The following is a 20,343-nucleotide window of genomic DNA, read 5'->3' as shown; positions in this document are numbered from 1 at the left end:
ATTCCGGGGGTCACTCGTACAGCATCTCGATCTGGTCGGCGTAGCGATCGAGGATGTTCCGCCGCTTCTTCTTCATCGTCGGCGTGAGCGTGTTGTCTGACTCGGAGAATTCCTCGGAGAGGACGCGGAACTGCTTGATCCGCTCGTACGACTCCAGTCCGTCGTTGACGGCGTCGACCTCCCGCTGGATTCGCTCGACTGCGCGCTCGTCGCGACAGATCGCCGCTCGCTCCGCGGGAAGGTCGATTCCCTCGCGTCCGGCCCATTCGCGGAGGCCCTCGAAGTTGGGGACGAGGAGCGCCGAGACGAACTTCCGGCCGTCGCCGACGACGACACACTGTTCGATCACGGGGCTGGCGGCGAACCCGTCCTCGATCGGACCGGGTGCGACGTTCTTGCCCGTCGAAAGCACCAGGAGCTGTTTGGCCCGCTCGCGGAACCGGAGGTAGTCGTCGGGACCCCGTTCGACGATGTCGCCCGTCCGGAACCAGCCGTCCTCCGTGAACGCCGCGGCGGTCTGATCGGGGCGGTTCCAGTAGCCCGCGGTGACGTTGGGACCGCGGACGAGGAGCTCGCCCACCTCCGTCGCCGCCGCGGATTCCGCGTCGCTCTCACTGTGCGTGCCGGGATTGCCGCCCTCACTGTGCGCGCCGGTATCGTCGCTCTCACTGTGCGTGCCAGGATTGCCGCCCACACCGTCGCCGACGATCGACGGATCGAGGCGGGTCTCGACCCCCGTGAGCGGCGGGCCGATCGTCCCGATTTTCGGGGCCTCCGGCGGGTTCGCGGCGACGACTGGCGACGTCTCGGTGAGCCCGTACCCCTCCAGAATCGGCAGGCCCATCGCGTGGTACAGCCGACACAGCTCGGGGGAGAGGCTGCCGCCGCCGCTGATGAGGAAGTCGACGCGGTCGCCGAGCGCCTCGCGTACCTGCTGGAAGACCAAACGGTCGGCGATCCGGAGTTTCGCGTCGAGGACTGCGCCGGGGTCGTCCGCGGACTGGTGCGCGCGGCCGACGTCGACGGCCCACTCGAAGATCCGGCGCTTGATCGGCGATTCGGATGCCTGCGACCGGATTGCGTCGTAGAGTTTCTCGTACACCCGCGGGACCGACGTCCCGACAGTCGGGCGGACGAGCCCGAAATCCTCCCGAAGCGTGTCGGGGCTCTCGGCGTAGGCGACGGTCGCCCCGGCGGCGAACATCAGGTAGTGCCCCGCCAACCGCTCGAAGACGTGCGCGAGCGGGAGGAACGAGAGCGTCGTCGCCTCCGGGGAGATGGATCCGCCAGTGCGGTCCGGACGCGGGCCGAACCGGCGGTAGCTCTGGTTGACGTTCGATCGGAAGTTCCGGTGGGTCAGTTCGACGCCCTTCGGGCGGCCGGTCGTTCCGGAGGTGTAGATGAGCGACGCGAGGTCGTCGACCTCGCGCGCCGCCAGCCACGACTCGACGTCGTCCTCGTCGAAGACAGCGGCTCCGCGGGCGTGAACGTCGGCGAGGGTGTAGATGTCGTCGCGGTCGCGAACCGCTCCGCCCATCCCGCTGCCGTCGGGGATCTCGTCGATCACGACGATGAACTCCAGTGAGAGATCCTTCTCGACGGCGAGGACGTGGGAGAGGAGGTCCGCGTTTTCGACGACGACGCCGCTCGCGCCGGGATCCGAGAGGAGGTACTGGATCTGCGATTCCGACGAGGAGGTGTACACGGTGGTGACGACGCCGCCGACCGAAAGCAGCGCGAAATCCGTCTGCGCCCACTCCATCCGGGTGTCAGAGAGGACGCCGACGCGGTCGCCGGGTGCGACACCCAGATCGCGGAATCCGGCCGCGAGTCGACGGACGAGCGCGCGCATCTCGGCGTACGTCAGATCGGCGTAGGCACCGTCGGGGGCGGCCGGAACGACGTCGGCCGCCGCGAGCGATCGGTCGTAGATGCCGCCCTTGTATCGCTGGGCGATCGCGTCGGCGTTTCGCGCCGCGCTCTCCTCGAACATCCGAGCCAGCGTCGTCTCGCCGAGGACGTCGTCGTCGTACGTCGCTTCCGCGTCCCGCCAGTTCATAGCCCACCCAGACACCGACGCGAATTAAATCTACAGTAGTTCGGAGGTTTCGGGTTGTTCGGTGTTGAACGCGGCCCCACCCACCGCGCGTTTATTTCGCAGACGACCAGAGCCACGCCTCTCCGGGGCGTTCAGAACCCGAACCGAAGGATCCACAACGTCGCCATCCCGGCGACGATCGTCGCGAAGACGTCGTCGAGGTACCACGTGACCGCCGCGGCGACGAGTCCCGCGAGGAGCCGCTCGTTGCCGACGACCGCGATCGCACCCTCGGGAGCGATGAAGGCCGGGACGGTCAGCGCCGCGAAGACGGCGGGCGGAACGAATCTGAGCGCGTTCGTCGCCCTGTCGGGCACGGCTTCGAGGCGACCGAACAGGTGAATGAACGACGCGCGGATCCCGAACGTGACCAGGCCGAGCGCGACGATCGCGGTCCACACCGCCAGGGTGCCGTACTCCGTCGGCATCAGGGCTCACCTCCGGCATCCGACTCGGCGTTCCCGCTCACCGTCGACAGCCGTTCGTCGGCGATGACGCCAGCGACGACGCCCGCCAGCCCCCCGAGGATGAGCCCGAGGTCCAACGGCACCGCGAAGACCTCGCCAGCGACGGCGACGCCGCCGCCGACGAGTGCGGCGATCGCCTTCGGCTTCGTCGTGATCGCCGGGATCAGCAGGCTGAGGAAGACGAGGGGGACGGCGAAGGCCAACCCCCAGGAGTCGGGGACGCGCGCGCCGACGACGATTCCGAGGAGCGTACAGCACTGCCAGACGACCCACAGCGACAGCCCGACGGCGAGGTAGTATCGGCGTCGCTCGCGGGGGTCCAACTCGGCCTCCGCGTCGGTGTAGCGCGCGATCGAGAGCGCGTAGGCCTGATCGGTGAGTACGTACGCACAGAGCGACTTCCACCCGGAGCGCAGCGCGCGAAAGTGCGGCGCGATCGACGCGGAGTACATCAGCATCCGGAGGTTGATGACGGCGCCCGTGAGGACGACAACGAGGAGTTCGGCGTTGCTGCCGAGGAGGTCGATCGCAGCGAGCTGAGACGCGCCTGCGAAGACGACCACCGACAGACCGACGGCCTGCAGCGGCGTCAGACCGGCGTCGATCGCGGCCGCGCCCGCGACGAGACCGAACGGGGCGATCCCGATCAGCAGCGGTGCCACGTCGCGGACGCCGCGGCGGATTTCGGGAGGGAGATGAACGAGAGACACGGGAATGCGTTCAGCGTGCGAGGAGTAAATCGGTGCGGTTTGCAGTCGAGCGGATCGACGGCGACAGCCGCGTTCGGAACGGCGAGGGCAGGGCCGTTGCCGCGGTCGGTGGCTGCCGAAGAACCGCTCCGAATGGGACTGAAAGCCCGCTCGACCCGAATCGCGGATCAGATTACACGTCCCTCCGCGTATCGGTGCGACACCACTAACTACCTCTCCCCAGTAGGAACGGGTATGTCGAACGACGCGCAGTCACAGGCCGGGACGGCCGAGGGGCAGGGCCCCGTCGAGATCTCTATCGACGTCGCCCGGCAGCTGGCGGAGAAACGCGAGGAGCTCTTCGAGGAGTTCGGGATTCGCGACGAGTTCCCCCCGGCGGTCCGATCGGAGGCGAAAGCGCGGACCGAGGACATCCAATCCGAGATCGAAGACGAACTGGAGAAACGAACGGACCTCCGCGAGCTGACGACGTGGACGACCGACCCGATCGACGCCCAGGACTTCGACGACGCGCTCAGCATCCGCGAGAACGAGGAGACGTACACGCTGTGGGTCCACATCGCCGACGTCACCCACTACGTCCACTCCGATTCCGAGATGTGGGCCGAGGCCGTCGAGCGCGGCAACACCGTCTATCTCCCGGGCTATACGATCCATATGCTCCCGCCGATGCTCGCCGAGACCGTCTGCTCGCTCGTCCCCGAGGAGGACCGACTGGCGCACACGGTGGAGATGGAGATCAAGAAGGACACGCTCTCCTTCGAGACAGTCGATATCTACAAGTCGGTCATCCACTCGAACGAGCGGCTGACGTACACGCAGTGTGAGAACCGCCTCGACGACCCCGACGCGCCGCTGCACGAGGAGAACGTCCTCGTCTACGAGCTCGCCGATCAGCTCCACGAGCAGCGGAAGGAGGACGGCTCGCTCGTGTTGAACCCGAGCCGGGACCGCGCGCACACGATCATCGAGGAATGTATGCTGAAGGCGAACAAGGCCGTCACGCACGAGCTGATGTGGAACCGCGGCGTGGAGGCGATGTACCGCGTCCACCCGCAGCCGACGCCCGATCAGTGGGACGAGGCACTGCGGGAGATCACCGAACTCGACGGCGTGAACATCTCCGGCGCTTCGTGGGACGACCCGCGGAAAGCCGTCAACGACGCCCTGGAGAACTCCGATTCGCGGGCGCTCAACAAGATCCAGCGAGCCGTGCTGAAGGTGATGCCGCGCGCGAAGTATATGAACGATCCGTTCGGGGGGCACTACGCGCTGAACTTCGACATCTACGGGCACTTCACCTCCCCGATCCGACGGCTCTCGGACCTGATCAACCACTGGATCGTCCACGAAAACGACGTCCCCGAGGACCTCGTCGAACTGTGTGACCGCGCGTCGGAGCGCCAGAAGGACGGCGAAACCGCCGAACGACTGTACAAGCAGTTCTTAGAGGAGGTCCATCTCGATCCGCACGCGGTCAACAACCGCGGGATCGTCACCGTCGACGACGACGGCGAGGTCGTCAACGAGAAGGGGCTCCCGCCGGAGCGACTCGACCGACGCGAGGAGTAGCCTCACGAAAGAGAGACGCGAAGCCAACGGTTCGTTTCGCGGTCGAACGTCATCACTCGTGTGCGAAACCGTCGACAGCGCGTGCGCGCGAACACGCTGTCAGTGTTTGTGCGTGAAGAGGAGTACCTCGTCCTCGTGCGTCGTCACGCAGAGATCGAGGAGCATACTGAGTTCGAGGCTGTTGTACTCGTCCTCGCAGATGACCAGGTCGTCGAACGGGTCACCGCACGCGGGACAGGCGATGCTCACGGTGTTCCGATACGTCGTCACCCCGCCCGCCGACTCGTGCGGCGTCAGCGACGAGGTGAGTTCGTCGTACTCGCTGTCCTCCATCGTCCGCACGAAGGAGGCGATCCGTCATAATTCTACTCCTCGTCGGGGGCGTCGCGCGACGGGACACAGGAGCGACCCCGGGGTCGGGTGCCGAACGCGGTGACGACGCCGACAAGGAGACCCACGGCGTGGCCGACGTTGACGCTCGCCGGGGCGCGAAACGCGAGTGCGGTGAGCGCTTCGACGCCGACGAGCGCGACCGCACAGACGCCGAACAGGGTCGCGAGTAGTTCCAGATCGGTCGCCCGTCCGTGCCGCGGGAGGTGAACGACTGCGAACCCGCCGACGGCGAACACGACGCCGCTGATACCGTAGACGGCGACGTACGAGTCCGGAGCGAAGACCACGCTCCAGGCGACGAGCGCGAGTATCGATCCGACCGCGGCGACGACGACCATCGCGGCGAACTGACGCTGCGGCAGGTGGCCCTCCGCGATTCGGCCGAACGCGAACAGCGTGAGCACGTTGGGGACGACGTGCGTGAGGCCGCCGTGAAGCAGCGGTGCCAACAGCCACGCGAGCCACGGTTCCCTGAAATAAACGTAGTTGGTCGTCTCGAACACCGACGACACGTTCCACAGCGCGGTCTGGGCCGCTTGAATCGCGTAGACGCCGCACACCACGATAACGAGTAGATCCGTGAGGGGCGCGGCGAGCGCTCGGTGCTGGGCGACGAGCGGCCGGATCCCGTTTTCGAAGGGTGTCAACACGTTCGTCGCCGTGACGCGTCGCATCGAGTCTCACTCCGGTTCGAGTCGCAATGAGTGCTTGGTCGACGTCGCCGCCGAACGTTTATAACCGAAAACGGAACCACTGTTGCCGTGACGTGAGATCCACCCCGCGTCGGGTCGCGGTTGTCCGACACATCGACGCGGGACACGCGGGAGTGACAGGAGCAACGGGAGCGACGGGGGCAACGACCGTCGTTCAGTGAGTGTCGGCTGTTCGCCACGAATCTGCGATCGGAGCCGTATGTGCCGAGTGGAGACGTTCGACCCGCCGGATTGATAGTTCGTCGGCGAGAGTGACGGCCGTGCGACTCGTACAGGTGATGGTGCCGACCGGAAAGCGGGAGGCCATCCTCGACGTGTTGGACGAGGAAGACGTCGATTACGCGGTCTCTGACGAGACCAGCGGACGGGACTACGCCGCGATCGTCACCTTCCCGCTGCCGACCGCCGCGGTCGAGCCCATCTTGGACAAACTCCGGGGCGTCGGCATCGAGCGCGACGCGTACACCGTCATCGTACAGGCGGAGATCGTCGTCTCCGAGCGGTTCGAGGCGCTCAAAGAGCGCTACGAGCAGGAGGAGGAAAAAAACGGCAACGGTGATCGAATCGCTCGCGAAGAGCTCATCGCTCGGGCCGACGAGATGGCGCCGACCGTTCGTCCGTACGTGCTGATGACGGCTGTCAGTGCGATCGTCGCCACCGCGGGGCTGCTCTTGGACTCGCCCGCGGTGGTCGTCGGCTCGATGGTCATCGCGCCGCTCATCGGACCGGCGATGGCGGCGAGCGTCGGCACTGTCGTCGACGACCGCGAGATGGCGCTCCGCGGCGTGAAGCTCCAGGCGCTCGGAGGAGTCCTGGCGATCGCCGCGGCGGCGGTGTTCGCGATTCTGTTGCGCGTGACGAACGTCGTGCCGCTCACCACCGAGGAGGTGTTCGCGATCGGTGAGGTCAGAGAGCGGCTCGCGCCCGACGTCCTCTCGCTCGTGATCGCGCTCGGTGCCGGTGCCGCGGGAGCCGTCTCGCTCGCTTCTGGCGTTTCCTCCGCACTCGTCGGCGTGATGATCGCCGCGGCGCTCGTTCCGCCCACGGCAGTCGTCGGCATCGGCATCGCGTGGGGTGCGCCGCAGACGGTGATCGGCTCCGCCGTCCTCGTGCTCGTGAACATCCTCGCGATCAACCTCGTCGCCCTCATCGTTCTCTGGCGGATGGGCTACCGGCCGAAACTGTGGTTCCGCGAGGACGAGGCCCGCTCGGCGACAATCAAACGGATCGCCGCGCTCGCAGCCGTGTTGATCCTCTTGACGGGGTTGCTCGGCACGTTCACTTACAGTTCCTACCGAACGGCGGATTTCGAGACCGACGTGACCGCCGCGATCGAATCGGAGCTCCCGCCCGAGGCGACGCTGCTCGGACTCGACGTCACCTACGAAGGGTTCCCGCTCCAAACGCCGCAGAGGGCCGTCGTGACCGTCGGGTATCCGCCGACGTCAACCCCGCCGCCGGTCGCCGAAACCATACGCGACCGGATCAACGAACTCGCCCCCAACCCGATGGGCCCCTTCGGCGAATCGGACGTCCGCGTCGAGATCCGATACGTCGGCGTTGACACGGCGAACAGTTGATATCCATCTGTTCAGCGGTCGGAACGCATACCGAGCGGTGACGCAAAGAGCTACTTGTGTCAAGCGCGCGTTGAATAGCCCGGCCGACGAACACAGACGTATGAACCGTCGACTCAGTCTCGCAACGGTCGCAATCGCAACGCTCGTCCTCGTCGCAGGGTGTAGCGCCCCGCTGCAAACGACAGCCGGAAACGACACGCCGGGAGCGGAACCGCGAACGATCTCCACGAGCGGGAGCGGAACAGTGTCGGCCGACGCCGATCTGGCCGTCGTGACCGTCGCCGTGACAGCGCGGGCGGATACCGCCAACGCCGCCCGCGAGGACGTCGCAGCGAGCGTAGAGGAGATGCGCGACGCGCTCCGAGAGGCAGGTGTCGCCGACGACGCCGTGACGACCGACTCCTACCGGATTCGGCCGGTTTCGGATCCCGTCCGCGAGAGCGGCGAACGGGAGATAACCGGCTACGAGGCGGTCCACACCTACCGGATCGAGACAACCCCTGACAACGCTGGAAGCGTCGTCGACACCGCGATCGAAAACGGCGGCAGCGAGGTGTACGGCGTGAGCTTCACGCTCAGCGACGAGCGGAGAGCGGAACTCCGCGAGCGGGCGATCGAACGGGCGATGGACGCCGCGCGAACTGACGCCGACACGATCGCCGCGGCTGCCGACCTGTCCGTCACGGGCGTCCAGTCAGCTTCGACGAGCGGCGGTCACTCGCCGATCTACGAGACGCGAGCGACCGCCGCCGACAGCGGCGGCGTTCCGACACAGTTCGACGCCGGATCGGTGACCGTCTCCGCGACGGTCGACGTCACCTACACTGCGGCGGAGTAGAAGCGCTACTCCTGCCGAGAGGGCGGAATATCGGGTTCCCAGCCGACCGCTTCGACGGCCGCGTCGAGCACCGCGTCGACGCCGTCGCCGGTCTCGACGCTCATGTGCAGGTCGGCCTCGACGTCGCGCGAGCGGTCGCTCTTGTTGTTCACCGTCAGAACGGGGACGTCGCGCTCGCGGAACCGCGCGGTGACGGCGTCACGGAGTTCCAGTTGCGCCTCAAGCGGGTACCCGCACGCCTCGCTGGCGTCGAGCACGAACACCACGGCGTCGGCGAGGTGTTCGATCGCGCTCACCGCCTGCCGCTCGATGTCGTTGCGCTCGGCCTCCGGTCGGTCGAGAAGCCCGGGGGTATCGATGATCTGATAACGAACGCGGTCTCGGTCAAAATGACCGACGTACACGCCCTTCGTCGTGAACGGGTAGCGTGCGATCTCGTTGCTCGCGCGGGTGACGCCGTTGACGAACGAGGATTTGCCGACGTTGGGATAGCCAGCGACGACGATAGCGGGTTCGTCGGGACGGATATCGGGGAGAGTTTTGAGCGCGTCTCTGGCCTCGCCGATCCGTTCGAGGTCGTCAGCCACGTCCTCGACGACGTCCGCCATCCGTGCGAACGCCTGTTTTCGGTGTTTCCGAGCGGTCTCTGGATCAGTCTTACGGAGCTTCGGCTGGTACTCACGTCGGAGTTCGTCGATCTGTCGGCTCGTCCACGTGACTCGCGAAAGGCTCTGTCTGAGTTCGTCGACGTCGACGATGGCGTCTGCGAGTTCGTAGTAGAACGGATCGACGGTCCCGAAGTCGGGCCACTGCGTCACGACGTTCTCTAAGTTGTCCGAGAGAATGGACGAGGCGGTCTGTAGCATCGACTGCTGCGCCTCCAACCCGGATTTCGCGCGTCCGGCGCGGGCCGCTCGCGAGAACGCCTTATCGATAAGTTCCTCCGACCGCGGCGTCGTCGGAAGAGCCTCAAAAATCATATTGAGACCGTTACACGGCCGAACCGTAAAAGCGCGTCCGTTCGGCCGCAGTGTGTGTTCCGTTCTCGCTCCTGTCGTTCCGGTTTTCCTGTCGTTCCGGATCGTCTCGGCCTGTCTTCCGCTTTCGTCGTCTCGACCTATCTTCCGCTTCCGTCGTCTCGGATCTGGTGGCGCGTCCCTGCTGTCTCGCCGTCTCCGCGGAGGCTTTGTGCTCCCGCGGCGTCCGTCCCAGTATGAACACGAACTGGCGGGCCGTCGGAATCGGCTTTCTCGTGATGGTGATTGTCGGCGTATTCGGCCTCTGGCTCCCGATTATCGGGCAGGTCGGGGCGGGGCTCGTCGGCGGGTTCGTCGCTGGCTATCTCGCCGGTGGCGTCGGAAACGGCGCGTGGAACGGATTGATTGCGGGATCGGTGTCGGGGATCGCCGTTTCGATACTCGCCGCGCTGCTCGGCGGGCTACTCGGACTCGCAGGCGGGCCGCTCGGCGGAATACTCGGCGGGGCGGGCGTCTTCCTCGTCGGCGTCGTCATCACCGTCCTGTTCGCCATCGACAGCGCGATCGGCGGCGCGATCGGCGGGTTCTTCAACCGATAACGGCCGCTGATCGTCGCAGCGATCTACCGCACCGAAGGCGTTCCATCACTGGTTCTCGGCGCGATCGAGGTAGTCCTGCTGCACGGAGACGATCTCAGTTGAGTCCGCACAGTCGGCGTAGCGCCGGAGGGGTTCCTCGTTCAGTTCCAGGAAGGTGTGCCCCCAGGTGAACTTAGAAAGCACCGTCTCCGCCCGGTCGTGCCTGTCGAAGATCGCGAGCGCCGCGGCGAGCGCCTCGACCGTCGTCAACTGCATCGGACGGCCGAAATTGACCGGGTTAGCCGCGACGAGATAGGGTAGCGCTCGGTGCTCGCCGGGGAGGGAAAAACGCGCCTCGCCCGCCGATTCCCACGAGCAGTCGAGCGCGACGAGCCGACTCGTCTCGGCGTCGGCTGGCGAGAGGGCCCGTTCGGCGTGCGGATTGAGGACGACGCCGTACGGCGTCGAGCGGTCCGAGCGATGGAGGTCGACGAGATCGAAGCGCGCGAGTTTCCGCGCCGTGCACTTCGCGGGGTCGTCGTCGCCCTCGTACCGCACGTGAAGCGCGGGGTCGGGGCCAGTGCTACCGGCGAGATCAGTGCCACCGAGCGCTGTGTCCGTGTTCGAATCGGGTCGTGAGGCGTCGTCGGCGTCCACGGGTTAGAGAGGGGCGCAGGAGGTAAAAGCGGTTCGTCGTCCCGGCCCGGGCCACACCGGTCGGAGGGTCAGGGCACGTCACGGACGGCAATCCGCCCGTCCGCCGAGACGCGGACCGTCCACCCGTTGATCACGAAGACCACGCTCGCGTCGTCGCCGTCGACCGAGCGAAGAAATCGCTCGGCGGGTTCGGTGTCGACGGCCGTGTACAGCGGCGGGCCCTCACAGCAACTCTCCTCGCCGAGCGCCGTCACGATTGTCACGTCGAGTTCCGCCGGGCCGTCGAAGTCGTGACGGGCAACGACTTCCCATTCGTTCGCACCGGTCGAATTAGGATCCGCGGTTCGATCGATCACGATACGTCATACCGCGTAGTCCCTCAAGAAACGGAACGACGGTGCTTCCTGATTCACCCCGATTAAGCCGGATCACGGGTTTAAGCAGTCATTATGGATGGTTCAAGGGTACCTATCCGACCACGGGACGGAGGGGACACCAACGGCGAGTGGCGCACCGAAGGGAGGCCCCGAAGCGCTCGTCGTTGGCAGCACACACGTCGAAGAAACGGGTGAAAATAGTCGACTACTGCGCAAGCGAGACAGGTTCAGTCCCGCTTGCCAGCACCGACGGCGGACTCGCCGACGGGGTCGTGGCCCTCGATGACCTCGATGCCGCCCATATACGGCCGGAGCGCCTCGGGGACTGTCACCGTCCCGTCGTCGTTCTGGTAGTACTCCAAGATGGCGACCATCACGCGGGGGATCGCGAGGCCCGACCCGTTCAGCGTGTGGAGATACTCCGCGGATTCGTGCCGCTCGGGGCGGTACCGAAGCCCCGCCCGCCGCGCCTGGAAGTCGCCGAAGTTCGAGACCGACGAGACTTCGAGCCAGCGGCCGCCCTCCGCTGGTCCGTCTTCCATCTCGTCCGCCGGAGCCCACACCTCGATGTCGTACTTCTTGCGCTGGGTGAACCCCAGATCGCCCGTGCACATCTCCAAGATCCGGTAGGGGAGTTCGAGCCGACGGAGCACTTCTTCGGCCTCGTCGACGAGGCCCTCGAAGCGCTCGTCGCTCTCCGATGGCCGGACGAAGTTCACCATCTCGACCTTGTTGAACTGGTGGACGCGGACGATCCCGCGGGTTTCGGTTCCGTGCTCGCCCGCCTCGCGTCGGAAGTTGGGCGTGTACGCCTGCAGTTTGAGCGGCAGATCGTCGTCAAGCAGGATCTCGTCGCGGTACATGTTCGTCACCGGGACCTCCGCCGTCGGACAGAGCCACAGATCGTCGTCGTCCCACGGGTCCTCGTTCGCGCCGCCGATGCGGTAGGCGTCCTCGGTGAACTTCGGGAACTGCCCGGTGCCGATCATCGATCGCGAGTTTACCGGAATCGGCGGGAAGATGTCCGTATATCCCTGTTCGCGGTGCACGTCGAGCATAAACTGCACCAGTGCGTGTTCGAGGCGCGCGCCGTCGCCCTTCGTGAAGTAGAAGCCGCCGCCGGTCACTTTCGCGCCGCGTTCGAAATCCAGGATTTCGAGTTCTTCGCCGAGGTCGTAGTGCGGCGTGATCGCCTCCGGAAGGGTCCGGAGGTCGTCGAACCCCTCGCGACGTCGCTCGACGTTCTCGTCTTCGTCCTCGCCGATCGGGACGTCGTCGTCGGGGATCTGGGGGATCTCCAGAAGTGCCGCTTCGAGTTCTGCCTCCAACTCCTCGGCGCGAACCTCGACGTCGTCGAGTTCGGCTTTGAGTTCCTGAGAGCGCTCGATGGCTTCGTCGGCCGCGTCGTCGTCACCGGCGGCCTTCAGATCGCCGATCTTCGAGGAAATCTCGTTGCGCTCGTGTCGGAGGTCGTCGCCGCGCTGTTTGAGCTCGCGCCACTCCTCGTCGACGGCGAGGACGCGGTCGAGATCGACGTCCTCGACGCCTTTGTGTTCCAGGGCCGCACGAACCACGTCGGGGTTCTCGCGGAGGAACTGTCTCCCGATCATACCCAACGGTTCCGCGGGACGTGGCAAAACCGTGTCGCATCCGCGTGTGCGTGAATCGACCGCTCGTCTCGGACACTCGGCGTTTCTCGCCTCGAACACGTCGCGTCTCTCCCGTCACGAACGTCAACGAATCACAACGAAAAGACACATACCCGCGGACGGAGTCCCATCAGGTATGATGCGGTGGTTCCGCCGACGCTTTTCGGCCGCCTACGAGCGGATGCTCCGTCGACAGCTCGACGCGGCACCGACGCACGTGGCCATCATTCAGGACGGCAATCGCCGCTACGCCCGCGAGCGCGGCGACGACGCCCCAGACGGCCACCGAGAGGGCGCGAAGACGACCGAGCGAGTGCTGGAGTGGTGCGAGGAGCTCGAAATCGAGGAACTCACCCTCTACGCCTTCTCGACGGAGAACTTCGACCGGCCCGACGGGGAGTTGGAGCCGCTCTTCGATCTGCTCGAATCGAAGCTTCACGAGTTCGCCGATGCCGACCGCGTCCACGAGAACGGCGTGCGGATCGGCGCGATCGGCGACCTCGAACGGCTCCCCCAGCGGGTTCGCGACGCCGTCGACTACGCCGAGTCGCGGACGGCCGACTACGACTCCCTTCGACTGAACATCGCGCTGGCCTACGGCGGCCGATCGGAGCTTCTCGGCGCGGCCAGAGCCGTCGCCCGCGACGTCGCCGACGGCGACCTTTCGCCTCGGGACGTCGACGTCGACGCCGTGGAGGCCCGACTCGCAGAGCACACGACGCGGGACGTCGACCTCATCATCCGCACCGGCGGCGACGAGCGGACCTCGAACTTCCTGCCGTGGCACGCCAACGGCAACGAGGCGGCGGTCTACTTCTGTGCCCCATACTGGCCCGAGTTCTCGAAAGTCGATTTCCTCCGCGGCCTCAGGACCTACGAGTCGCGTGAGCAGTCCTGGCAGCAGTCCCGCACCGAGCGCGCCGTCGCCCTCCTGCGGGCCGTGGCCGAGACCGAACTCGACGACGCGAAGACGGTCGCCGGACGGCTGCGAACGCAACTCCCCTCGGCGGGCGCTCGCGAGGTGGCCGCGGAACTCGAACGGCAGCGCGGGACGGAGAGCGGCGAGCGCGCGGATTGAGTTGCAAGCGAGCGCACTGAACGGCAAAGAGCGCACTGAACGGTGACGGGCGGCCACGATGACGGGTGACCACGGTGAGCGTTCGCGAGCACGCGGATTGTGCGGCGACCGTCAACCACGGGAGCGGCCGCGAACGCGACTCACCGACCGAACCGCCGCTGACGGTTCTGGTAGTCGAGGACGGCTCGGAGGTAGTCTCGACGCCGGAAGTCCCGCCAATTGACGTCGGTGAAGTACAGTTCAGCGTACACCGACTGCCAGATGAGAAAGTCCGAAAGCCGCTCGGCCCCGGTCTTGATGAGCAGATCGGGCTCGTCGTCGAACACCAGCCGCTCTTCGACCGTCTCGGCGTCGACCGACTCGGGCGTGAGTTCGCCGTCCTCGACCGACTCGGCGATCCGCTGGACGGCCGCCGCGAACTCCCGCTTGCCGCCGAGGCCGATGTTGATCCGAACGGGCGCGTCGGCGCGCTCCGTGTCTCCCGGTTCGCGGACGGCGACCGGACGCGGCGCGTCGATCGCGCGTAGCTCCCGCGAGAGCGTCGGGACCACGGACTCATCGAGCACGCTCACCGAGACCGTGACACGCGCCGCGCCGTACTCGAACGCCCAGTCGAGAAACGACGCAAGCGTGCCGTAGGCCCCCTGTTCGAGGAGGTCGCGCTCGGTGATGACGACGGCGACGTGCGCGGGCGGGTCGGCCTCGTGGAGGCGGTGGCGGAGGGCAAGATAGCGATCGTACAGTCCCACAGCCATCCCTCCGGCGCGAACCGATATAGGCCTCCGGGTTCGATTCGATGCGTCGGACGGCGTCGGTTCTCGAAATCGCGAGCGGAGGCAGCGCAGGACCGCCGGATCGAGCGTCAGCAAACCGCGGGACCGGATGTCGGGAGGGTTAAGTGCGCGTCGGCGGTATCCGGGGGTGTGCAACCGACGCTCCGGCGGGCGAGCGGATTCGCCCTGGTGGGGACCCTGGCGGTGGCCGCCCCGGTACTCGGGCGGGCGGCGTTCGCCCCGTTCGCCGCGGTCGCGGTCCTCGCAGCGTTCGGCGTCAGCGACGGACCGCTGTTCGAGTTATTCGCCCGACCGGCCGACCGGCGCGAGGGGCGGCTAAACGGCCTGACCGGCTTCGCGCTCGCGGCCGCCGGTCTCGCCCTGCTAGCGACCGAGATCGGGCTCCCGGTCACCCTGTTCGTCGCCGCCGTGCTGGTCCTCGCCTACGGGAACCTCGGCAAGCGACTCGTCGCCGAAACGACGAACAACCCGTTTCTCGGCGCGGCTGGCTTCGTCGTAGCCGGGAGCCTCGCAGGCGTCGCCGGACAAACGACGGTCGCGTCGATGTCCGCAGAGCCGGTTCTCGTCCCGCGGTTCGTGTTTCTCGCCGTCGCCGGAACCCTCGTCGCCGCGCTGTTCAGAGAGATGCTCTTCGAGCGCGACGATCCGCTCGTGATGCTCTCGACCGGAATGCTGCTGTGGCTGTTCGACGCGCTCGCGCTCGCGGTGGGGACCGTCGACGTCGCCGCCGCGCTGGCCGTCACAGTTGCTCTCGGCTACGTGTCGTACGCGCTCGGTGCGGCCTCCGTCGCCGGAATGCTCTCGGGCGTCCTGCTCGGACTCCTCGTGATCGTCTTCGGCGGCATCGGCTGGTTCGCGGTTCTCATCAGCTTCTTCGGCGTCGGGTCGCTCTCGACGAAGTTCAAGTACGACGAGAAGAAGCGCCGCGGCATCGCCGAGGAGAACGAGGGGGCCCGCGGGACGGGGAACGTCCTCGGCAACGCCGCCGTTGCGCTCATCTGCGTGATCTGCTTCGCGGCCAGCCGGTCGATACCGGTCGACGGGGCCGTCTTTCAGTACGCCTTCGCCGGGTCGATGGCGGCCGCGCTGAGTGACACACTCTCCTCCGAACTCGGCGGCCTGTACGACAACCCGCGGCTCATCACCACCTTCGAGCCCGTTTCGCCGGGAACCGACGGCGGCGTCACCTGGCAAGGAGAGGTGTTCGGCCTGCTGGGCGCGGCCGTCGTCGCCGCCGTCGCGCTGGGACTTCTTCCGGAGGTCTCGCCGCTCGGCGCGGCCGTCGTCGCCGTCGGTGGCTTCCTCGGGATGACCGCCGACAGCGTTCTGGGCGCGACCGTCGAAGGCCCGCGGTTCGGCAACGAAGCCGTCAACTTCGCCGCGACCCTCGTCGGCGCGGTCCTCAGCGCGGTCGCCGCGATCGTGCTGCTGTGAACTGACTCCGATACGTTGCCCACTATGATCCGTCCCGCTCGTCCAACGGATATCGACGCCCTCAGCGAACTCCAGTCTCATCTCGTCGCGCCCGCTCCCCAACTGCTCGCTTCGTTCGCGTCGCTGGGAACCTGTCTGGTCTCTGTCGATCCCACTCACCTGAGAAACCGACCGAGGCGTGAGCGTGTGAGAGCCCGAGTGACGGAGAGTGCGGATCGAACCGGCAATCGCCCGGTGGGGTACGCCCTGGTCGTCGGTGACGGCCACCTCGCGGAACTGGTCGTCCATCCGACCTACCGCCGGGAGGGTCGCGGGCGGGCCTTACTCGAAGCCGTCATCGAGCGCCTGGAACCGGGCACGCGGATGACGTTGACGGTCGCCGTCGGCAACGACCCCGCTCGGGCGCTCTACGAGTCAGTGGGGTTCAGAGAGATCGGCCGACAGCCGGAGTTCTTCGAGGTCGACGCGGGAGGTCGCGGGCGGGACGCTGGCGAGCGGAACGTCGAAAACGAAGCGTGGAATGTCGAAAGCGAAACGCGGAATCCCGAACCGAGAACGGTCGACGCGGCCGTGTACGCCTACGACGTTCCCGAGGAGTGCTAAGGGAGGGACAATTCGCAACGTGGCGCACTCTCGGATTCATCGAGAGTATCGTAACGGTACCTAGCGTCTCGACGGACGATCAGGCGAGAAATCGAGGAGGTGTTACGATACTCCCGATCAGCTCGCGACGGACGTCGCCAGCTGATCGGCCGTCAGGAGTCGGACGCCGACCGGTTTCTTGACGAACTCGCCGGTCGATTCCGCGACGGCGTGTTCGACGCCCCGCTGGGCCGCGACGTCGAGGAGGCGCTGCGTGAAGGTGCCGTCGATGACCACGGCGTACGGTGCGGACTCCGCTTCCGCGAGCGCATCGAAGGCGTCCTCGGCGGGCGATTCGGCGACCATCGCGAGATCGGTATCGAGTAGGCGGACCGTTCCGCTGCGTTCGTCGATCACCTCGCGGACGTGGTCTCTGAGAGAGTGCTGACCGGCCGTATCGGCCGCCTCGTCGGCGTCGTCGGTGGTTTCGTCAGCGGCATCTTCGGTGGTTTCGTCAGCGACGTCGTCAGTGGTTTCGTCAGCGACGTCGTCGGTGCTCTCAGTGCTCGCCTCATCAGTTCCGATGTCGCCTTCGCGGCCGTCAGCGACGTCGGAGTCGACGGCAGCGGCCTCGAATTCGTTGTCGGCGTTCGTCGAGAGCTCGAACGACTCCCGCACCCCGGCACCATCGGACGTCGGTTCGTGCACTTCGTGGGCTCCATCTTCCGGAGAGACGTCGGTGTATGCCCCGTCGGGAATGTCGCCGGAGACGTCGTTCATCGATTCGTTCAGTTCGGTTGGGGTCGCCGACTCAGTCGTCTGCGACCCCTGCGGAGGGTCTGGCTGTTCACCGTCCGACGTCGCCTCGGCGTTTTCGTCCACTCCGATTGGATCGTCCGCTTCGTAGGCGTCGATGGACATCTTATCGCGGAGCGCGGCGAAGACCTCGTGGCGTTTGAGGTCCTCGACGGAGCGTCCCTCGGGCGCGAACGCGACGTAGTCGACGTTACCCACCTGCGTCAGCTCGCGGAGAATGAGCTCTCCGCCGCGGTCGCCGTCGAAGAACGCGGTGGTCGTCCGCTCGTGAGTGAGCTTCGCGACGGCGTCGGGCACGTTCGTCCCCTCGACGGCGATGGCGTTCTTGATGCCGTAGCTCAGGAGCGTCAGGACGTCCGAGCGGCCCTCGACGACGACGACGGCGTCCGATTCGGCGACGTGCGGGCCCGCCGGAAGTCCCTCGTACTCGCTGATGTCCTCGATCCGAACGCTCTCTTTGACCTCCTCTAAGATCTCCGTCGAGGAGATCACGCTCTCGTCGAACGACCCCGAGAGGAGTTCCTTCGCGCGCTCGACGACCTCGCGGCGTTTGGCCTCGCGGACGTCTTCGATGTCCGTTACTTCGACGGTGGCCCGGCAGGGCCCGACGCGGGTAATCGTCTCGAGGGAGGCCGCGAGAATCGCGGTCTTGACTCTGTCGAGGCTGCTCGCGATGGTGACCGTCCCGAAGGACTGGCCGTTCTGCGAGTCGATTTCGACGTCGATTCGGCCGACTTTCGACGACTGCTGGAGGTCGCGGAGGTCCAAGTCGTCGCCGAGGAGCCCTTCGGTCTGCCCGAAGATGGCCCCGACGACGTCGGACCGCTCGACGATGCCGTCGGCAGTGATCGCTGCGTGTATGAGATATTTTTCGGTGTCTTCCATTGATGAATACCCCCGGAGGGGCGTGATGATGGTGATATGTGCGTCATGGGTAGCCCAATGACGTGCTTATATAACGGCTGCTCGCGGCAAATATCTATCGTACCCGAGACAACGCGCCGCGCGCGAGTGCGGGCGGATGGAACAGAGCGGACTGGGCGTTCCGGATGGCCCGCAGAGAACCGGAATTCACGGGAGCGCGACGCTCGGACCGACTCACGAACGAGAAGGCACCATCGTCGCGTATTGGAGAATAATTTTCTTCATACAACCATTCCGAAGTGCTAAGAGAAATTTTTACATATACCGAGTGAGGAGTAGACTTCGATGGAGAGACAGAAGACGGATTATCTCTGGATCGGCGTGTTCGGAGTGCTCGTCGCATTCGCAATCCCGTGGTTCCTCTGGGGCGACGCGAGGACGTGGCTCGGACTTCCCCTCTGGCTGTGGTGGCACATCGGGTGGATGGGACTCGCATCGCTGACGTTCGCGCTGTTCACTCGCAGGGGATGGGACCGCTTGATGAACGTCGAACCCGACGAGGTGGGCTTCGATGGCTGAGTCGGCGCTCCTCGTGCAACTCGGCGTCATCGGCGCGTATCTCGTGGTGGCGCTCACCGTGGGCGTCCTCGCGTACCGACTGACCGGCCGCGACGCCGAGGACTACTACCTCGCGAGTCGATCGATCGGAACGGGCGTACTCCTCTTTACGACGTTCGCGACGCTGCTCTCGGCGTTCACGTTCTTCGGCGGGCCGAACCTCGCGTACGCGGCCGGGCCCGAGTGGATCCTCGTGATGGGGGTGATGGACGGGATCCTCTTCGCGATTCTCTGGTACGTGATCGGCTACCGGCAGTGGCTGATCGGGAAAGCGCAGGGCTACGTCACTCTCGGGGAGATGCTCGGTGATCGGTTCGGCTCGAAGCGACTTCGCGCGCTCGTCGCGGGCGTCTCGATCTTCTGGCTGTTCCCGTACGTGATGCTCCAGCAGATGGGCGCGGGCGAGGCGATCGTCGGGCTGACGAACGGGACCGTCCCGTACTGGATCGGCGCGGCGGGCATCACGCTGTTCATGATCGTCTACGTCGTCCTCGCGGGCCTCCGCGGCGTCGCCTGGACGGACACGATCCAGGGCGTGTTCATGCTCGGGATCGTCTGGATCGCCGTCGGCTGGGTGCTCTCGGCGGCGGGCGGTCTCGACGCGGTGTCGGCGTCGCTCGCGGAGACGAACCCCGAATTCCTCAGTCTCGGCGGCGGGGTCTACTCGCCGCAGTGGATGATCGCCCAGGCCGTGACGATCGCCTTCGGCGTCGCGATGTTCCCGCAGATCAACCAGCGCTTCTTCGTCGCGAAGGACGCCCGCGTACTGAAGCGCTCCTTCGCGCTGTGGCCGGTGCTCGTGGTGCTGCTGTTCGTTCCCGCGTTCCTCCTCGGGTCGTGGGCGGCGGGCCTCGGCGTGTCGGTCCCGGACGGCGCGAACGTCGTGCCCGTGCTGTTGAACGCGTACACGCCCGCGTGGTTCGCCGCGCTCGTCGTCGCGGGGGCGATGGCGGCGATGATGTCCTCCTCGGACTCGATGCTCCTCTCGGGATCGTCGTACCTGACGCGCGATCTCTACCGACCGTTCGTGAACCCCGCCGCCACCGAGCAGCGCGAGGCGTGGATCGCCAGGGTCGGCGTCGCCGCCTTCGCGATCGGGACGTTCGTCACCAGCCTGTTCCGACCCGGTACGCTCGTCGAGATCGGAGACACGGCTTTCGGCGGGTACGCCCAGCTCGCGCTCCCGGTGATCGTCGCGCTCTACTGGCCGCGGACGACCCGACAGGGAATGTTCGCGGGGATCCTGGGCGCGCAACTGTTCTACGTCGCGCACGTGTTCCTCCCAGCGGTGACCGTCGGCGGCATCACGGTCCTCGGTACGACGTACTTCACGTGGGACTTCGCGCTCTACGGGATGGTGCTCTCGCTCGTGCTCACGGTCGGCGGATCGCTGATCACTGCGACCGACACCGACGAGCGCAGCGAGACGTTCGCCGTCGGGGTGCGGGCGGAGTAGGCGCAACGCGGAGATCTAACCGGATGATAGCGGTCGCGAGAGTCGCGATCACCGGTACACAGCTACAGCCGATCGAATGAGGAACCGACGAC

Annotated in this window: 20 protein-coding genes; 9 read left to right on the top strand and 11 right to left on the bottom strand. The window is 66.3% G+C overall.

What is annotated here, in order from left to right:
- Window positions 1-10: 10 nt before the first annotated feature.
- From FJT57_RS10925 to FJT57_RS10915, 3 genes are all read right to left on the bottom strand, one after another.
- A complete protein-coding gene (locus FJT57_RS10925; RefSeq protein ID WP_144905087.1) occupies window positions 11-2,059 on the bottom strand; it encodes an AMP-dependent synthetase/ligase in 2,049 nt (682 codons plus the stop codon).
- A gap of 131 nt (window positions 2,060-2,190) precedes the next feature.
- Window positions 2,191-2,526: an AzlD domain-containing protein gene (locus tag FJT57_RS10920; protein ID WP_144905085.1), complete on the bottom strand. Its 336-nt coding sequence runs from the start codon at window positions 2,524-2,526 to the stop codon at window positions 2,191-2,193.
- Window positions 2,526-3,275 (bottom strand): AzlC family ABC transporter permease, encoded by a 750-nt coding sequence (locus FJT57_RS10915; protein ID WP_238993971.1) that lies wholly within the window; start codon window positions 3,273-3,275, stop codon window positions 2,526-2,528. The genes FJT57_RS10920 and FJT57_RS10915 overlap by 1 nt, the downstream gene beginning before the upstream one ends.
- Before the next feature lie 234 nt (window positions 3,276-3,509).
- On the opposite strand from FJT57_RS10915, the gene FJT57_RS10910 reads away from it, so the two are divergent.
- Window positions 3,510-4,847, top strand: a complete 1,338-nt coding sequence (locus FJT57_RS10910) for an RNB domain-containing ribonuclease (protein WP_144905081.1) — start codon at window positions 3,510-3,512, stop codon at window positions 4,845-4,847.
- A gap of 99 nt (window positions 4,848-4,946) precedes the next feature.
- On the opposite strand, the gene FJT57_RS10905 is transcribed toward FJT57_RS10910, so the two are convergent.
- Both FJT57_RS10905 and FJT57_RS10900 read right to left on the bottom strand, forming a co-directional pair.
- A complete protein-coding gene (locus FJT57_RS10905; RefSeq protein WP_049986659.1) occupies window positions 4,947-5,180 on the bottom strand; it encodes a DUF7385 family protein in 234 nt (77 codons plus the stop codon).
- A gap of 32 nt (window positions 5,181-5,212) precedes the next feature.
- A complete protein-coding gene (locus tag FJT57_RS10900) occupies window positions 5,213-5,914 on the bottom strand; it encodes a rhomboid family intramembrane serine protease (protein ID WP_144905079.1) in 702 nt (233 codons plus the stop codon).
- Between the two features lie 299 nt (window positions 5,915-6,213).
- On the opposite strand from FJT57_RS10900, the gene FJT57_RS10895 reads away from it, so the two are divergent.
- On the top strand, window positions 6,214-7,533 hold the full coding sequence (locus FJT57_RS10895; RefSeq protein WP_203229150.1) for a TIGR00341 family protein: 1,320 nt from the start codon (window positions 6,214-6,216) through the stop codon (window positions 7,531-7,533).
- A 100-nt stretch (window positions 7,534-7,633) separates the two neighbouring features.
- Window positions 7,634-8,371 carry an SIMPL domain-containing protein gene (locus FJT57_RS10890; RefSeq protein WP_144905077.1) on the top strand — a complete coding sequence of 246 codons (738 nt, stop codon included), beginning with the start codon at window positions 7,634-7,636 and terminating at the stop codon, window positions 8,369-8,371.
- A 5-nt stretch (window positions 8,372-8,376) separates the two neighbouring features.
- Here the strand turns inward: FJT57_RS10890 and FJT57_RS10885 are convergent, their stop codons facing one another.
- The gene (locus tag FJT57_RS10885; RefSeq protein ID WP_144905075.1) at window positions 8,377-9,351 is read right to left on the bottom strand and encodes an NOG1 family protein; all 975 of its coding nucleotides are present in this window, start codon (window positions 9,349-9,351) and stop codon (window positions 8,377-8,379) included.
- A gap of 233 nt (window positions 9,352-9,584) precedes the next feature.
- Here FJT57_RS10885 and FJT57_RS10880 point away from each other — a divergent pair, with 233 nt between their 5' ends.
- Entirely contained in the window at window positions 9,585-9,947 is a 363-nt protein-coding gene (locus tag FJT57_RS10880; protein WP_144905073.1) for a DUF5518 domain-containing protein, read from the top strand.
- 45 nt (window positions 9,948-9,992) lie between these two features.
- Here the strand turns inward: FJT57_RS10880 and FJT57_RS10875 are convergent, their stop codons facing one another.
- From FJT57_RS10875 to serS, 3 genes are all read right to left on the bottom strand, one after another.
- Window positions 9,993-10,484, bottom strand: a complete 492-nt coding sequence (locus FJT57_RS10875; RefSeq protein ID WP_144905335.1) for a DUF367 family protein — start codon at window positions 10,482-10,484, stop codon at window positions 9,993-9,995.
- A 167-nt stretch (window positions 10,485-10,651) separates the two neighbouring features.
- Window positions 10,652-10,939: a HalOD1 output domain-containing protein gene (locus tag FJT57_RS10870; protein WP_144905071.1), complete on the bottom strand. Its 288-nt coding sequence runs from the start codon at window positions 10,937-10,939 to the stop codon at window positions 10,652-10,654.
- 248 nt (window positions 10,940-11,187) lie between these two features.
- Window positions 11,188-12,570 (bottom strand): serine--tRNA ligase, encoded by a 1,383-nt coding sequence (gene serS / locus FJT57_RS10865; RefSeq protein ID WP_144905069.1) that lies wholly within the window; start codon window positions 12,568-12,570, stop codon window positions 11,188-11,190.
- A 175-nt stretch (window positions 12,571-12,745) separates the two neighbouring features.
- Between serS and uppS the strand changes: the two genes are divergently transcribed.
- On the top strand, window positions 12,746-13,687 hold the full coding sequence (gene uppS, locus FJT57_RS10860) for a polyprenyl diphosphate synthase (protein ID WP_144905067.1): 942 nt from the start codon (window positions 12,746-12,748) through the stop codon (window positions 13,685-13,687).
- A gap of 140 nt (window positions 13,688-13,827) precedes the next feature.
- Here uppS and FJT57_RS10855 read toward each other — a convergent pair whose 3' ends face one another.
- Window positions 13,828-14,436, bottom strand: coding sequence for an undecaprenyl diphosphate synthase family protein (locus tag FJT57_RS10855; RefSeq protein ID WP_144905065.1), 609 nt, complete (start codon window positions 14,434-14,436; stop codon window positions 13,828-13,830).
- A 174-nt stretch (window positions 14,437-14,610) separates the two neighbouring features.
- On the opposite strand from FJT57_RS10855, the gene FJT57_RS10850 reads away from it, so the two are divergent.
- On the top strand, window positions 14,611-15,915 hold the full coding sequence (locus FJT57_RS10850) for a DUF92 domain-containing protein (RefSeq protein ID WP_144905063.1): 1,305 nt from the start codon (window positions 14,611-14,613) through the stop codon (window positions 15,913-15,915).
- A gap of 186 nt (window positions 15,916-16,101) precedes the next feature.
- Entirely contained in the window at window positions 16,102-16,518 is a 417-nt protein-coding gene (locus FJT57_RS17245) for a GNAT family N-acetyltransferase (RefSeq protein WP_338035701.1), read from the top strand.
- A 117-nt stretch (window positions 16,519-16,635) separates the two neighbouring features.
- Here FJT57_RS17245 and dnaG read toward each other — a convergent pair whose 3' ends face one another.
- Complete coding sequence (gene dnaG / locus FJT57_RS10840) at window positions 16,636-18,198, bottom strand: DNA primase DnaG (protein WP_144905060.1); 1,563 nt, start codon at window positions 18,196-18,198, stop codon at window positions 16,636-16,638.
- 324 nt (window positions 18,199-18,522) lie between these two features.
- Here dnaG and FJT57_RS10835 point away from each other — a divergent pair, with 324 nt between their 5' ends.
- Both FJT57_RS10835 and FJT57_RS10830 read left to right on the top strand, forming a co-directional pair.
- On the top strand, window positions 18,523-18,756 hold the full coding sequence (locus FJT57_RS10835) for a DUF3311 domain-containing protein (protein ID WP_144905058.1): 234 nt from the start codon (window positions 18,523-18,525) through the stop codon (window positions 18,754-18,756).
- A complete protein-coding gene (locus tag FJT57_RS10830) occupies window positions 18,749-20,251 on the top strand; it encodes a sodium:solute symporter family protein (RefSeq protein ID WP_144905055.1) in 1,503 nt (500 codons plus the stop codon). Before FJT57_RS10835 ends, FJT57_RS10830 begins: the two co-directional genes overlap by 8 nt.
- Window positions 20,252-20,343: the final 92 nt, after the last annotated feature.

It is taken from the genome of Halobellus captivus (assembly GCF_007655485.1).
GTDB lineage: Archaea > Halobacteriota > Halobacteria > Halobacteriales > Haloferacaceae > Haloquadratum > Haloquadratum captivum.
This window is presented reverse-complemented; position numbering and strand designations above follow the sequence as displayed.

Bases quoted from the DNA above. Each gene is read 5' to 3' on its own strand.
- FJT57_RS10925 (WP_144905087.1), bottom strand. From the start codon at position 2,059: ATGAACTGGCGGGACGCGGAAGCGACGTACGACGACGACGTCCTCGGC.
- FJT57_RS10920 (WP_144905085.1), bottom strand. From the start codon at position 2,526: ATGCCGACGGAGTACGGCACCCTGGCGGTGTGGACCGCGATCGTCGCG.
- FJT57_RS10910 (WP_144905081.1), top strand. From the start codon at position 3,510: ATGTCGAACGACGCGCAGTCACAGGCCGGGACGGCCGAGGGGCAGGGC.
- FJT57_RS10905 (WP_049986659.1), bottom strand. From the start codon at position 5,180: ATGGAGGACAGCGAGTACGACGAACTCACCTCGTCGCTGACGCCGCAC.
- FJT57_RS10900 (WP_144905079.1), bottom strand. From the start codon at position 5,914: ATGCGACGCGTCACGGCGACGAACGTGTTGACACCCTTCGAAAACGGG.
- FJT57_RS10890 (WP_144905077.1), top strand. From the start codon at position 7,634: ATGAACCGTCGACTCAGTCTCGCAACGGTCGCAATCGCAACGCTCGTC.
- FJT57_RS10885 (WP_144905075.1), bottom strand. From the start codon at position 9,351: ATGATTTTTGAGGCTCTTCCGACGACGCCGCGGTCGGAGGAACTTATC.
- FJT57_RS10880 (WP_144905073.1), top strand. From the start codon at position 9,585: ATGAACACGAACTGGCGGGCCGTCGGAATCGGCTTTCTCGTGATGGTG.
- serS (WP_144905069.1), bottom strand. From the start codon at position 12,570: ATGATCGGGAGACAGTTCCTCCGCGAGAACCCCGACGTGGTTCGTGCG.
- uppS (WP_144905067.1), top strand. From the start codon at position 12,746: ATGATGCGGTGGTTCCGCCGACGCTTTTCGGCCGCCTACGAGCGGATG.
- dnaG (WP_144905060.1), bottom strand. From the start codon at position 18,198: ATGGAAGACACCGAAAAATATCTCATACACGCAGCGATCACTGCCGAC.
- FJT57_RS10835 (WP_144905058.1), top strand. From the start codon at position 18,523: ATGGAGAGACAGAAGACGGATTATCTCTGGATCGGCGTGTTCGGAGTG.
- FJT57_RS10830 (WP_144905055.1), top strand. From the start codon at position 18,749: ATGGCTGAGTCGGCGCTCCTCGTGCAACTCGGCGTCATCGGCGCGTAT.